This is a genomic window from Bradyrhizobium tunisiense (genome assembly GCF_042263385.1).
Lineage (GTDB): Bacteria > Pseudomonadota > Alphaproteobacteria > Rhizobiales > Xanthobacteraceae > Bradyrhizobium > Bradyrhizobium tunisiense.
The window spans coordinates 93,196-106,094 of the sequence record NZ_JBHLEV010000009.1; the positions used below are offsets into that span (position 1 = coordinate 93,196).

The 12,899-nt window shown below is 57.2% G+C and carries 13 protein-coding genes and 1 pseudogene; 2 read left to right on the top strand and 12 right to left on the bottom strand.

Features of this window, described 5'->3' with window-relative positions; all coding sequences use genetic code 11:
* Positions 1–25: 25 nt before the first annotated feature.
* The 6 genes and pseudogenes from ACFDR6_RS29845 to ACFDR6_RS29870 form a co-directional block, all read right to left on the bottom strand.
* Positions 26–427 (bottom strand): thioredoxin domain-containing protein, encoded by a 402-nt coding sequence (locus ACFDR6_RS29845; RefSeq protein ID WP_375860484.1) that lies wholly within the window; start codon positions 425–427, stop codon positions 26–28.
* Between the two features lie 233 nt (positions 428–660).
* Positions 661–948: pseudogene (locus ACFDR6_RS29850) on the bottom strand (HypC/HybG/HupF family hydrogenase formation chaperone); the annotation flags it as partial.
* A 26-nt stretch (positions 949–974) separates the two neighbouring features.
* The gene (locus ACFDR6_RS29855) at positions 975–1,556 is read right to left on the bottom strand and encodes a HyaD/HybD family hydrogenase maturation endopeptidase (RefSeq protein ID WP_375860485.1); all 582 of its coding nucleotides are present in this window, start codon (positions 1,554–1,556) and stop codon (positions 975–977) included.
* Positions 1,557–1,573: 17 nt separating this feature from the next.
* A complete protein-coding gene (gene cybH / locus ACFDR6_RS29860; RefSeq protein WP_375860486.1) occupies positions 1,574–2,317 on the bottom strand; it encodes a Ni/Fe-hydrogenase, b-type cytochrome subunit in 744 nt (247 codons plus the stop codon).
* A gap of 17 nt (positions 2,318–2,334) precedes the next feature.
* On the bottom strand, positions 2,335–4,125 hold the full coding sequence (locus ACFDR6_RS29865) for a nickel-dependent hydrogenase large subunit (protein ID WP_375860487.1): 1,791 nt from the start codon (positions 4,123–4,125) through the stop codon (positions 2,335–2,337).
* Positions 4,126–4,143: 18 nt separating this feature from the next.
* Positions 4,144–5,223: a hydrogenase small subunit gene (locus tag ACFDR6_RS29870; RefSeq protein WP_375860488.1), complete on the bottom strand. Its 1,080-nt coding sequence runs from the start codon at positions 5,221–5,223 to the stop codon at positions 4,144–4,146.
* A 137-nt stretch (positions 5,224–5,360) separates the two neighbouring features.
* On the opposite strand from ACFDR6_RS29870, the gene ACFDR6_RS36370 reads away from it, so the two are divergent.
* Together ACFDR6_RS36370 and ACFDR6_RS29885 are read left to right on the top strand one after the other, a co-directional pair.
* Positions 5,361–5,786 (top strand): hypothetical protein, encoded by a 426-nt coding sequence (locus tag ACFDR6_RS36370; protein WP_434056903.1) that lies wholly within the window; start codon positions 5,361–5,363, stop codon positions 5,784–5,786.
* A 199-nt stretch (positions 5,787–5,985) separates the two neighbouring features.
* Positions 5,986–6,654 (top strand): helix-turn-helix transcriptional regulator, encoded by a 669-nt coding sequence (locus tag ACFDR6_RS29885; RefSeq protein WP_375860491.1) that lies wholly within the window; start codon positions 5,986–5,988, stop codon positions 6,652–6,654.
* 36 nt (positions 6,655–6,690) lie between these two features.
* Here ACFDR6_RS29885 and ACFDR6_RS29890 read toward each other — a convergent pair whose 3' ends face one another.
* The 6 genes from ACFDR6_RS29890 to ACFDR6_RS29915 form a co-directional block, all read right to left on the bottom strand.
* Entirely contained in the window at positions 6,691–7,905 is a 1,215-nt protein-coding gene (locus ACFDR6_RS29890) for an SGNH/GDSL hydrolase family protein (protein WP_375860492.1), read from the bottom strand.
* Complete coding sequence (locus ACFDR6_RS29895; RefSeq protein ID WP_375860493.1) at positions 7,902–8,909, bottom strand: SGNH/GDSL hydrolase family protein; 1,008 nt, start codon at positions 8,907–8,909, stop codon at positions 7,902–7,904. The genes ACFDR6_RS29890 and ACFDR6_RS29895 overlap by 4 nt, the downstream gene beginning before the upstream one ends.
* Positions 8,910–9,005: 96 nt before the next feature.
* On the bottom strand, positions 9,006–10,841 hold the full coding sequence (locus ACFDR6_RS29900) for a carbamoyltransferase family protein (RefSeq protein WP_375860494.1): 1,836 nt from the start codon (positions 10,839–10,841) through the stop codon (positions 9,006–9,008).
* Between the two features lie 3 nt (positions 10,842–10,844).
* Positions 10,845–10,997, bottom strand: a complete 153-nt coding sequence (locus tag ACFDR6_RS29905) for a DUF5989 family protein (protein ID WP_270163034.1) — start codon at positions 10,995–10,997, stop codon at positions 10,845–10,847.
* Between the two features lie 7 nt (positions 10,998–11,004).
* A complete protein-coding gene (locus ACFDR6_RS29910; RefSeq protein ID WP_375860495.1) occupies positions 11,005–11,406 on the bottom strand; it encodes an SxtJ family membrane protein in 402 nt (133 codons plus the stop codon).
* A gap of 26 nt (positions 11,407–11,432) precedes the next feature.
* Positions 11,433–12,068: a hypothetical protein gene (locus ACFDR6_RS29915; protein WP_375860496.1), complete on the bottom strand. Its 636-nt coding sequence runs from the start codon at positions 12,066–12,068 to the stop codon at positions 11,433–11,435.
* Positions 12,069–12,899: the final 831 nt, after the last annotated feature.

The following is a 12,899-nucleotide window of genomic DNA, read 5'->3' on the forward strand; positions in this document are numbered from 1 at the left end:
GAGCGACGCTGGGGAATGAGGACTGTCATGACAACACGCTCGCGCCGCGCGGACGGTCGATGAGCCTGGCGATGCGGTCGACATAGACCGACCAGTCCTGGATCTTGGCGATCAATCCGAGCGTTTCGCCCTTGGCGATAAAGATCAGCGTCGGCTGCACCCGGACGCCAAAGCGCTGGCCAAGCTCGTTCTCGGCGCGACGCGCGATCACGGCCCCCCGCAGCCGCCCCTGAAAAGCGTCAATCAGTTCCGGCAACACGACCGCGACGTCGATCGCCTCCATAAAACGCGCGGGATCGCCCGCCGACAACAGCACGGCCACCGCGTCGGCCTCATTGGCCGCGCCAAGAAACCGATCGACGCTCGCGGCATCGACCTCGGGCAGGCCGCGCCGCGTCAGATTATGCTTTCCCTGCTGCAATTCCATCAGCCCCCTGGCAAGCCTATTTCTGTGACGTGAGAGGTTAGTAAGGCACATGTCACGATCAGTTATCGCCTTTCCTGGCCGATCTCATTGATATAGATCCTTCATTTTCGCGTCCGCGAAGCGGGATGGTTTCGAATGAAACTTGTCTTTCATCCGCGGCGGATCAACCCGAGCCGCCCCGCGAGGCGGGTGACATCGAGGATCGGATTTGGAAGGTCGGCCGCTGGGTCGAGCCGGAGATGCTCGGGCAGTTGCGGTTCTCGCTCGATGAGGTCGGCGAAGAAACGGTCGCAATTCTCGCCACCGAGCACCGCGGTCAGCCCCTCGATCGCATCAGCGATCAGTCGCGCCTCTGCCTCATCGAGCAGATGGATCGCGGTGTCGATATGGACGAGCACCTTGCTGCCGACCGGCAGGTCGGGGAGCAAAAGTATCGAGACACGCCGCCGCTCGCCGCGAAACTCGCATAGCGCCGAAACGCCGTCAGTCTCAACAATCGTCATCGGCAGGCCAAGGCACATCCCGCGTCTCCGGTCGCGCACGCCGGTCAGACCGGCCGCATCCTCATCTCGTAGTGCTGATGGTCGATATCGTTGGTGAGCAGCCGTTCGGACTCCAGCAGCGGCTTGCTGCGCGGACTCGCCGTCGCGCCCCACTCAGCCAGGATTGCGCAGACCAGCTCGATCGCCGGCCCGATCTGATCGCTCACCGGCTTGGTCAAAGGGCCGCCCCAGTCTTCGAGATCGTACGGTTGGCAGCCGATCAACGCGAGATGCTTCGGGCAGCGCCCGAGCAGATCCGCCGCGCTGATGACTTCCTGAAATCCTGTCTGATGCAAGCTCATCTTCTTCGCGCCCGTGAGACGTGGAACTTCCTCGTCGCGCACCAGCTTCAACTCTCCCGGCACGAGCCCATAGTCGATCGCGTCAAACACGATCAGACGATCGGCCTCTTCCAGATGGCTGACGAGGTAGAGGCCCTGCGTCCCGCCGTCGAGAATGGTGACATTGTCCGATACGACGTAGCGGCGGTGGAATTCCTCCACCGCCCGTACGCCGAACCCCTCATCGGCCCACAGGATATTGCCGATGCCGAGCACCAGAATGCGGTCTGTTGAAGATATCGGCATAGGCCTCGTTTCCGGCTTCAGTCGCGGAATTGCCGTTCGCCGGAGACCATCGAGGAGATGATGCCCTGACGCGACATGATGTCTTCGCGGATCGCGGCATAGACGTGCACTATGACGAACGTCACGAGCGCCCACATGCCGAGATGATGCCAAGTGTGCACATCCTGACTGTTCGGCCAGATCGCGAACACCCAGCCGAACAGCTTGTGCTGCCAGCTATCGATTCCGGTGCCTTCCGAATAGAGCGCAAAGCCGGTGATGATCATGTAGGCCACGAACAGCGTGAAGCCCGTGAACATCCCGGTCCGCGCCAAGGGATTGTGGCCGACATACATTTTCGGCTTGTGCTCCAGGAACGCATACCAGCGGATTTCATCCAGCATTTCTCGCCAGAACTGCTTGCGATGAGCCGGCAGATAGAAGATCTGCCGGGAATGATGGTTGCCGACGAAAGCCCAGAAGACGCGGGTGAGGAAGAAAACCGCCAGCACCTGACCAGCCGCGAAGTGGGCGAAGCGGATATAGCCCATTACGAAGTTCGCCGACGCCTCGCCCTCCACCGATGGCAACGGCATTCCGATCAGGTAGCCGGTCATCATCAGCGCGACGATAGAGAATGCATTGACCCAGTGGCAGATTCGTACCGGTGCTTCGTAGACATAGACCGTGGGACGTCCGATCGCACGTCCACCGACCGCGCCCGCTGCGATCGCGGCGATATCCGGCTCGGATTTCGCGCGACATTCAGCCGCATCCCTCATGGTGCTTCACCCCTGGTTTATCTGACCTTGACGGTCGCCAGTTCCTGGCCATCCGGACTCATGACGTGCGTCGAGCACGCCAGGCACGGATCGAAGGAATGAATGGTGCGAAGGATCTCGAGCGGCTGCTCGGGATTCACCATCGGAGTATTCATCAAGGAGGCCTCGAATGCGCCGATATTTCCCTTGGGATCGCGCGGCGAACCATTCCAGGTGGTCGGCACCACGCACTGGTAGTTGTCGATCTTGGTTTCCTTGATCTTGATCCAGTGCGCGAGCGCGCCGCGCGGCGCCTCGGTAAAGCCAAAGCCCTTGGCCTCCTTTGGCCAGCTCTCCGGCTTCCACTTGTCGACGTTGGCGGTCGAGCTATCACCCGCCTTGATATTGGCGACGAGCTTATCCTGGAAATAGCGCATCTGGCGGCCGGCCCAGACCGATTCCAGCGCGCGCGCCGCGGTGCGGCCGAGCGTCGAGAACAGCGCCGACAGCGGCAGGTCGAGGTCCTTCAGGAATTTGTCGACCGGATCCTTGAACTCCGCCTTGTTCTGCGCGTAACCGACGACCCAGCGCGCGAGCGGACCGACCTCCATGGCGTGGCCTCGCCAACGCGGCGCCTTGATCCAGGAATATTTGCCGCCCTCATCGAGCTGCTCGATAGACGTCTTGGTGCCCTTCGCATTGGGCCCGAGCACGTAGTTCGGCTCGGTGACGCCATCCCAGGGATGCAGGCCCTTGGTCTCGTCGGGATATTTGTACCAGGAGTGAACGACGAATTCCTGGATCTCGTCGGGGTTGGCATGGTCGACTGGAAACACCTCCGAGAGATTGCCGTTGACGATGGACCCTCGCGGCAGCTTCAGGTTCTTGGAGGAGTAGTCGTTGGCGTGTTCTGGCACGTCGCCATAGGTGAGCACGCTCTTGCCCGAAAGACCTCCGCCATAGAGCCAATCCTTGTAGAACGACCCGATCGCCGCCACATCAGGCAAGTAAACCTGCTCGTTGAATTCAGTTAGACGATCGATGATCGACGAGATCAGGTTCAGCCGCTCGATGTTGATGGCTCCGACCGCCCCGGTACCGTCGACATTGATCGGACAGGGTACGCCGCCGACGAGCCAGTTCGGATGAGGATTCTTGCCGCCGAATATGGCGTGGATCTTTACGATTTCCTTCTGGAAATCGAGCGCTTCCAGATAATGCGCCACAGCCATCAGATTGGCTTCGGGCGGCAATTTGTAGGCCTTGCTGCCCCAGTAGCCGTTCTTGAAAGGACCCAACTGCCCCGACTCGACGAACTTCTTGAGGCGTGTCTGGAGGTCCTTGAAGTAGCCAGGCGATGACAACGGCCAGTTCGAGATCGACTGCGCGAGCATGGAAGTCGCCCGCGTGTCGGCCGAGAGCGCCGAGACCACATCGACCCAATCCAGCGCGTGCAGGTGATAGAAGTGAACGACATGATCGTGCACCTGCAGCGCGAGCTGCATCAGGTTGCGGATCGAGTTGGCATTCTCCGGAATGGTAATTCCGAGCGCATTCTCGACCGCGCGCACCGACGTCAGGGCGTGCGTGCCGGTGCACACGCCGCAGATCCGTTCGGTGAACGCCCAGGCATCGCGCGGATCGCGATCCTTCAGGATGACTTCGATGCCGCGCCACATCGTGCCTGTGGATACGGCGTTCCGGATGACGTTATTTGCGTCGACGTTGACCTCGACCCGCATGTGACCTTCGATGCGAGTGACCGGATCGATAACAATGCGCTTGCCGGAATTGTCGAGTTTGAATCCGTTGGGTGTCTGGATGCCCATCGTTACTTTCCCTGACGACTAATGATCTTGATTTGCGTCTTCGCGCTTGGAGGCGAGCCGCTTCACGGCGGTGACGGCCGCGTGCACCGCCACAGCGGCACCAACGGCGCCGGCCGCAGCCATGCCGATCTGGTCAGCGTTCTTCTCGATGCCAAACTGTTTGATGTTGGTCAGGCGATCGTAGAACGAGCCCTTGTCCCAGAAGCCGTCCTCCGAACAACCGATGCAGCCGTGGCCCGACTGAATCGGGAAGGACACGCCGCCGTTCCAGCGCACGGTCGAGCAGGCGTTGTAGGTGGTCGGGCCCTTGCAGCCCATCTTGTAGAGGCAATAGCCCTTGCGCGCCGCCTCGTCGTCCCACTCCTCGACGAACTGCCCGGCATCGAAATGCGATCGCCGATAGCACTTGTCGTGAATGCGCTGTGAGTAGAACATTTTCGGCCGGCCCTGGCGGTCGAGCTCGGGCAGCCTGCCGAAGGTGGTGATGAAGGTCACGACGCCGGTCATCACTTCGGCGATCGGGGGGCATCCCGGCACCTTGATGATCGGCTTGTTGGTGATGACCTGATCGATGGGCGTGGCCTGCGTCGGATTGGGTTTGGCCGCCTGCACGCACCCCCAGGACGCGCATGCGCCCCAGGCAATGATCGCCATAGCGTCGTCGGCCATCAGCTTAAGTTTCTCGACGAACGGCTTGCCGCCGTCGATACAGAACATGCCGCCCTCGTTCAGCGGCGGATTGCCTTCCACGGCAAGAATGTATTGGCCCTTGTGTTTGGCGAGGGTCTCTTCGAGGATCGCTTCCGCCTGATGGCCTGCGGCCGCCATGATGGTATCGTCATAATCGAGCGAGATCATCGACAGCACGGCATCCTTCGCCAACGGATGCGCGGAGCGGATGAAGCTCTCCGAGCAGCAGGTGCATTCAAGACCATGCATCCAGATCACCGGCACACGCGGTTTGGTTTCGAGCGCGTTGGCGATGCGCCCCGCCGCCAACGGCTCAAGCCCGAGGCTTGTCGCCGTCAGGCTGCAAAATTTGTGAAAACTCCGACGCGTGATGCCCTGCCGCCTGATCACGCTGTAAAATGTTTCCATTGCCGCGCCCTGCCCCCTCCCGTCTTCGGCTTTGACTTATCGCTGCAACAAGGACAGCAAGAATCAGGCCAATCGCAGCGGCGCGCGGAAACTGGGGAAACTCCGAGACGTTACGGATTTGAATCGTCCAATTCACAGTGCGCGAAGAGATCGCGACAGTGAGAAACGGAACAATTCGATTTGCAGCTGGCAACGAGGTTTACGGGAAGCATACCGAGCGATTCGGAAATATCCTTCAGAGATCGTTCGCGAACTCACTTCTCCCGCAACATGCCGCAAACAGGGAGATGCCAAACAACCGGCTGGAAGTCGTCATCTCCCTGCTCATTCTCCGGCTCAATGTCGCTTTCATCGAACAGCCGTTCTGCCACAACTCGCGCGAAATGCCTGATGATGCCTATGTCGGCTTGGTCGCCGCGCACGGCAGCCACGCATTGGATGGGGTCGGCGATTGGCAGAATCGAGCGCTATCAGATCAATGCGCCGACCACCTGGAATTTCTCGCCGCGCAGTTCCTTCGATGCCGACGGGCCGCTGTAGGCGGCACGGTCTTCAGCGTCTAAGTAGTAGTCAGACTCAGGCCGAAGGCGTCTCATAAAATGAGACGACGAAAGCTTGCTGGACGGTTTCGCCCGGAATTGGCTGGGAAAGTACTCGGTCACTCCGGAATATTTAGCGGACATTTAGAGGATCGACCAAAATACGCAAATGCGTATACTGACCATATATACGCAATCGCGTATATTGGTGCTCGAGGTTCACATGCCGCAGCACATCGCCCGCACCGAAAAACAACTGGGAGCCATTCTACGAAGGGCTCGCAAGCGGGCCGGACTGACGCAATCCGAGCTCGGAAAAAACATCCATCTGCGTCAGGGAACCGTGTCCCGGCTCGAGGCGGGTGCACCCGCCCCACACCCTCATGGAAGCGCTGGCTGCCCCCGCGGGACGCCACTTCGTCCATCATCTGCCCGCCTCGCGTCGAATATAGAGGGAAGAGCACCTCCCAATCCCGAGCGCCTCAATATCCGGGCCCAGCTCAATACCGACAACTTCGAATGCGCCGCCGCGCCCCAGTTCTGGTTTTCAGAGGTCCAACACCTGTTTGGGGCTGACGAGCGCATTGCGGCGATCGATGATGTCGTCCGTGCCTGCTCCGCCGCCAGCTACGACCCCCTCGACGCCGGGTTGTCGGCAGAAGTGGAGCGACAAGGACTAGGCATGAATCGTTGCGTAAATCGTAGCGAGCGGCGACTCAGTCTGTTCGATAGCCCGACGGCATGTCGCCGCCGCAGCTGTTCGGTTGGCGACGTCAGTTGCGAGAAGCAGCAGGCGGTAATTTCCGAAGAAGAAGTACAGCTTGTGGCGGCGGTGGTGGATGCCGTGGTGCCGGCGGCTGTTCTTGGCCATGAGCGCGGAGCGGTGGACTGAAAACTCTGTTCAGACAACCGGGACCAGCTCAGTTGTTCACTTCGCCGGAGCATATAGTCCCAATATGTCGACTGCGATCTTCCGAGATATCCGCTCATTCCCCTCCTCGCCATAATGCCAGCCATCCATGTAAATCGGACTGGCAACATCGGCAAAGATCGTACGTAAGTCATGAGTCACGCTTCGCCCCAAGCTCTCATATTCTCTCTTGACCAACTTGCTTCTCATCAGAGAGTAAAGATCGCTTCTTCCTAGAACCCGTTTTTCTGATTTTAAAAACTGACCCTCTTCATATTGTGTCTTGTGTGTTTTATCGGACAGCTGGGGCTCAAGGTAGAATAATGTTTTAAAAGATAAGCTCCTTGAAATCGCCTCTATCAAGCGAACATTCCCTAGATAGACATCCAGAGCTCCGTCGGAGAGCACGTCTAATTTCTTCGAGCACCCGGCGGGCTGTTTTTTGCCGGTGAGCAGTCTCGTCAGCGCCAAGTTTTCTAGCCTTATACTTAAACGCGCTTTTTCTTCTTTCGCAGAAGATATTCTTTCGAGGTTTGAGTTGCCAAGCGGAACGCCCGGTTTTCCTTCATCACATGCGGAGATAGCGTCAACCAGTCCGCCGTAAAAGACCACTAAATCGGGAGCATTCTGCTTTCTTAGTTCGAGAACGAAGCGAAACAAGCTTTGAGTAGTTACATCTGCAACGACTGCATAATTTTTGACTTCAGCGCTGATTCCATTTTCGGCCAATTTTTTGGCGACAAGAGAGGGAATGGTGAGCTCGTCACTAGATCCAAACCCCCACAAAGTGGACCCGCCGAAAAAGAATACCTTTAACCTGGTACGCCTATCATCGTTGATTGCCTCGGAGTTCCACGTTCGTCTGGTGCCTTCGTGTACGTTGATGAATTTGCCCGTATAGTCCGTTTGTTGTGATTGCGTATATGAAGCCCACACCCGAGCCTTGGCATCGGTGAGTTCTTTGAAGTAGCCTTCCGCCAGGTCGGCATTTGCATATACGCCAGAATTGGCTGCAGCCTTGGCGGCACCTTGACGTTCCCTCTTGTCAGCTCTCTCGTAGTAAGAGGTCAGCGATATTTCCAGAATCGTCAGCAAAAGAAGAGCAACACCAAGGACGACCCATATTTCATTCAATAGGGCCGCCAAGCGAATGACCTTCGTCCTTGCAGCGGATGTTCGCAGCAGCGCATCATTTTCTCCCATAGGGTTTTCGGTGGAAGAGGATCCTTTCAATTTGCAGACCCTCGAAAGTCTTCGGGAATTTGGGTCACTAGAACTCTCGCAATCAAGTCCGCGTAGAGTCCGGCCGCTTTTCCGTTTGGGTGGGAGTCTGTCTTCGTGACCCAGAGGGATTGTGGGGCTTGATTTTCCACAGCCGGAAGAAGGTCCAGAAATGGTATACTGAGAGCTTTCACCTTGGAGGCTACGAGACTCGTTATGTTTTGAAATGGATATGGGGACAGCTCGTGCAGTTCCGGGTAGTTAACTACAATAAGTTTGATGTTTCGGGCCTTGCAATAGCTCGCAAGCTCATTCAACGCACCCTGTGCAGCCAACCAGCCGGGTTCATTCTCTCGGTAGAGACCGCGGTAATAGTGCTGCCAATCAGCCTTGCCGAAGTATGTTCGCATAAGGACATCGAAACGACCCGCGATGAATACTGCTGAATAGAAGTGCTCAAGAAAGAAATTCTCCGTCCTTCGCGGTGTTGGCTCTGCGTCATTGATAAAATAGTTCAGTACGACGATGTCAGGTTTGTATACGTACGCCTTCTTGATGAAGTACGTTGCTTCCATAGCTGTGTTCGCATTTCCAATCCCAGTATTTATGACCTCGAATTTATTTTGCTTCGCGTTCAGCAGCCTTTCCAATCGGTATGATGTGACGTCTTCAGGTCTTGCGCCCCATCCAAACGTCAGGGAGTCGCCAAGCATCATGATTCGGACAGTGCCATTCTCTTTCTCCACGGAATGTTCGCGATCACGCCACCCTGCTGAGTTGATTGTTACTGGGACGCCCATGTAAACCCCACCCTTTCCAGGGGCATGTTCGTGCCCTGCACCGGGTATCTCACTAACCACTTTCAAGTCTTTGGCGTAACGCCACATTTCGATGTCGAAATTGGTGCCGTCTGCCTGCGTTAAACGCACATAGAATTCCAGTAGGGCAGCCGCCATAATCAGGCTAGTAGTTATTGAAAGTATTCCGAAGATTGCGTTTTTTATTTTGACATCCATGTGGATGGCTTTTCTTCGAAATGCGCGCCGAAATCGTTCGTACAGGAGGTAGAAATCACGACCGCTGCCTGGCGCACAGCTCGAACGCCCGGCTTTCTAATCAAGTTCATAGCAACAACGATAGTCATTCATCAACGTTCTGCTCTGGTCTTCCTTCCGTAAGAGCGAATTGCCGACGGCCAGCATTTCGATTTCCGTTCCCATGAAACAGCGGAACGCATCCTCTGGAGTGCAAACGATCGGTTCTCCTCGCACGTTGAATGAGGTGTTCACGAGAACGGGGCATCCGGTTAGTTCCTTGAACTTCGATATCAGCCTGTGAAACCGCGGATTGGTCGCGCTGTGCACAGTCTGCACGCGCGCGGAGTAGTCCACGTGTGTGACAGCCGGAATGTCCGAGCGCACGACGTTCAATTTATCGATGCCGAAGAGCTGCTTTTGCTTTTCCGACATCGGCAACTGCTTCGTGCTCAGCACGTCGGCCACAAGGAGCATATAGGGGCTGTCGGAATGAAGCTGAAACCATTGCGACACGTCCTCTCGCAGAACACTCGGCGCAAATGGGCGGAAAGACTCGCGATACTTCACCTTGAGATTTAGCTGCTTCTGGACGGTCGGTGAGCGGGGATCAGCAATGATGGAACGTCCGCCGAGCGCACGCGGGCCGAATTCCATCCGACCCTGCATCCACCCAACCGCCTTACCGTCGACGAGAGCATGTGCGACACTGTCAATCAGTGCCTCATCGAATTCGGCCGTGAATACCGCGCCGGCCTTTCCTAGACGCTCTTCAATTTCGCGCTGACTGAACTCCGGTCCGAGGTATGCGCCGTTCATGCTGTCGCCCGCATGGATGCTCCTGGGCTTTTCAAGCATGAGATGGTAGGCGGCGAGTGCTGCGCCCACCGCGCCGCCGGCGTCGCCAGAAGCCGGCTGAATCCAGATGTTGTCGAAGAGTTTTTCCCGCATGAGCTTTCCGTTCGCAACACAATTGAGCGCCACTCCTCCTGCGAGGCAGAGATTTCTCTGGCCGGTTGTGGTCCGGATTCCTTTTGCAAGCCTTAGGACGACCTCCTCGGTAACGGCCTGAATGGAGGCGGCAAGATCCATCTCCCTCTGCGTCAACCCACTTTCCGGGCGTCTGGCCGGACCACCAAATAGCGTCTCGAAGCGACCATTGGTCATTGTTAGTCCGGTACAGTAGTCAAAGAAGCGCATGTCCAGGTGGAATGACCCATCCTCCTTGAGGTTGATCAGGTGCTCCTTTATCAGATGCACATACTTTGGCTCGCCGTAGGGCGCCAGTCCCATTACCTTGTACTCACCGGAGTTCACCTTGAAACCGATGTAGTAAGTGAACGCTGAGTACAACAAGCCAAGCGAATGCGGAAAGTGAATCTCCTTGTAGACGGATAGGTCCTTTCCCTTGCCGATCGCAAGCGAGGTTGTCGTCCACTCTCCGACACCATCCATCGTCAACACTGCGGCTTCGTGAAATGGCGACGGGAAGAACGCCGACGCTGCGTGACTGAGATGGTGCTCTGAAAAGCGGAGCCGCCTCGACCAATCAACATCACTCCCGAGGTGCTCTTTCAGGGCCTCAGCAATCAACGTTCTTTGAAACAGCTTGTCCTTTAGCCAAACCGGCATCGATGTTGCGAAACTCTTAAATCCCTTTGGCGCGAAAGCTAGATAGGTTTCAAATATCCGCTCGAATTTGCTAAAAGGTTTGTCGTAGAAGACGACATAGTCGACGTCGGCTGGACATAGCCCTGCAGCGCGGAGACAGTAACGAGCCGCACTGGCAGGAAAGCCTGGATCGTGTTTTTTCCGCGTAAAGCGCTCTTCCTGCGCGGCAGCTACCAGTTCGCCGTCTGAGACGAGACAAGCGGCAGAGTCATGGTAGTAGGCTGAGATACCCAGGATATTCACTGGTCAAAACAGCGTGTAAACGAACGGCGCCATGACAGAGCCTTGCGCCAGAACTAGCAGAGCGGCTATGACAACCATGAGGAGAATTGGGGGGCCGAGCCACATCTTTTTGCGAACACGCATGAACGCCCAGAGTTCCTTGATGAAGAGAAACATATGCGCCTCAGAACTGGTGTGTGAAGGACTGACCTGTCGGACCTGGCGGGCTACGACTGATCCAGTAACTTGCGACCGGTCGTCGCTTCAAATGAAGCTCATCGCGCCCGAGCACGCGAGCGATGAAGGCGATCGGTACTAGAAGCCCGAAATAGATGATGCCCAGAACCAGCGGGCTGACTATCCGTCCAAGCAGCTCGCCGAAGTAGAACCAGAGTAGGTTGGGCGGCGCGAGAATTCGCGGGACGGTCAATGCTATGCCGCCGAATGCGACACTAACCGCAAAGAGCGACACGTAAGCGGCAGCGACTTTTCCCTTGATGGCTGCGCATGCGCCCAACGCAAGAAATACGGCGCCAAATGTCAGGCCGAAGCGTCGATTTGACGGCAGTTTGGCCGGCACTCTCATGCTATGCCTCCTGCTACGTAGCCGACTCACAAGAATGGCCGCGCGGAACATACTTCTGTGGCAATCTGAGCCAGAAGTCCGGACGACATCATTCCAAAGGCGACTGCTCTCGCGACGGTTCCGTTCGTCTCCGCGTAGAGCCAGCCTGTGTTGGATGGCTGCAGAATTGCTGTGACGTGGACAGGTAGACGCCGCGCGAGATCGTCGACCGGTTGCCGCAACGCCGCCACCCCAAGGATATCGATAATATTGACGGGAGGCGCGACAGAGCGCCAATTCAATGGATCGATCCCGAACCATGTCCTGACCAATCGCTTGGGTGCGAATGTTGCAGACAGAGGATGCTGAAATCCGAAACCAATCGTCAGCAGAGCATTCTTCACCGAGGCCCTCGTTAGTGCGTCCGCACAATGCAGTGTGCTGAATACCGCTGCGAACGCTTTTGAGAGGTCACGCTGCATAGCGTCCCTGCAGCGGATGATCCTAGGTCCGCCGCCGGGCTCGTTCCCGCTCATACGAGTGAAGCGGACAGGCCAAGCGCGCCTCTTCGCGGCCTTCTCCGGGTAGACCTTCAGCCCTTGCTCGATGAGCAGCTTATTGCGGATAAGTTGCCTAGCGCAGCCCCTGATTTCCGCGACATTGCGAATGGTGACGGCACTCATGCTCCCCTCGAAGTTCCCTGTTGGCGTTGACGGTGCTCGGCCAAGGTTTGGCAATGATCGTGCCAAGACTGCGTCAGAGAAAAAATTTCGTGCGTTTGAAAGCAGATAGTGCGCGCGAGCGGCCTATCAGAACGTTGTTGTGATCCCGACCTAGCCGCAGACCCCTGTTGCAAATCCGACAACATCGGACATCAACAAAGCCTGCGTTTGCCGGTAGTGATGACAGTCACCAGCGCGAGCTCACGAGGACAGCACCGGCTTCGCGATTGCGGAATCGATTCGTTCGGATCGAGGTCGTCCGATAAAGCTCGAATGTGAATGGACAAAACGGACGCCTCAGCTTCTCATCCAGAAAAAGCAGCCGCAGGAGCGTCAGCATAGCGCCGCCCCTAGGCGGCGGGACGCGGGATCAACTGCTGTCCTTAAGAGCGATTAACAAGGACGACCGCTTAACCTGAGGCGCCCGGCGCCGATCCTGTCGCCTAGTTCAGCGACGTCCTGACAGGTATCATCAACGGACAGCCAAATCGCGCCGACCGGCTACTGCCCTGGACCTACCGCACTCAAGACCTCAAGGCGGTGGCCTGAGAACGACGGAGATTCTCGGATAATCGAACATGATCCGCTACGTTGGGTGGGGCGTGTGCTTTGTGTCCGTCATCAGACGCGTCGCGTTTCAAATCCGCCAGCCTTGAGAGGAAAGACGACATCGCCAACGAAGACCCGCAGGCAATGCGCGTCGCATCCGCTGGCCTCGATCCTGCACACCACAAGCGGCGTGGATGCGGCGCCAACAACATCGACCATTCGGGCCTCGTTCCAAGATGGCGC

Excerpts from the sequence above, each read along its gene's own strand:
- ACFDR6_RS29845 (WP_375860484.1), bottom strand. The coding sequence starts at position 427 with ATGGAATTGCAGCAGGGAAAGCATAATCTGACGCGGCGCGGCCTGCCC.
- ACFDR6_RS29855 (WP_375860485.1), bottom strand. The coding sequence starts at position 1,556 with ATGCCGATATCTTCAACAGACCGCATTCTGGTGCTCGGCATCGGCAAT.
- cybH (WP_375860486.1), bottom strand. The coding sequence starts at position 2,317 with ATGAGGGATGCGGCTGAATGTCGCGCGAAATCCGAGCCGGATATCGCC.
- ACFDR6_RS29865 (WP_375860487.1), bottom strand. The coding sequence starts at position 4,125 with ATGGGCATCCAGACACCCAACGGATTCAAACTCGACAATTCCGGCAAG.
- ACFDR6_RS29870 (WP_375860488.1), bottom strand. The coding sequence starts at position 5,223 with ATGGAAACATTTTACAGCGTGATCAGGCGGCAGGGCATCACGCGTCGG.
- ACFDR6_RS29885 (WP_375860491.1), top strand. The coding sequence starts at position 5,986 with ATGCCGCAGCACATCGCCCGCACCGAAAAACAACTGGGAGCCATTCTA.
- ACFDR6_RS29895 (WP_375860493.1), bottom strand. The coding sequence starts at position 8,909 with ATGGATGTCAAAATAAAAAACGCAATCTTCGGAATACTTTCAATAACT.
- ACFDR6_RS29905 (WP_270163034.1), bottom strand. The coding sequence starts at position 10,997 with ATGTTTCTCTTCATCAAGGAACTCTGGGCGTTCATGCGTGTTCGCAAA.
- ACFDR6_RS29910 (WP_375860495.1), bottom strand. The coding sequence starts at position 11,406 with ATGAGAGTGCCGGCCAAACTGCCGTCAAATCGACGCTTCGGCCTGACA.
- ACFDR6_RS29915 (WP_375860496.1), bottom strand. The coding sequence starts at position 12,068 with ATGAGTGCCGTCACCATTCGCAATGTCGCGGAAATCAGGGGCTGCGCT.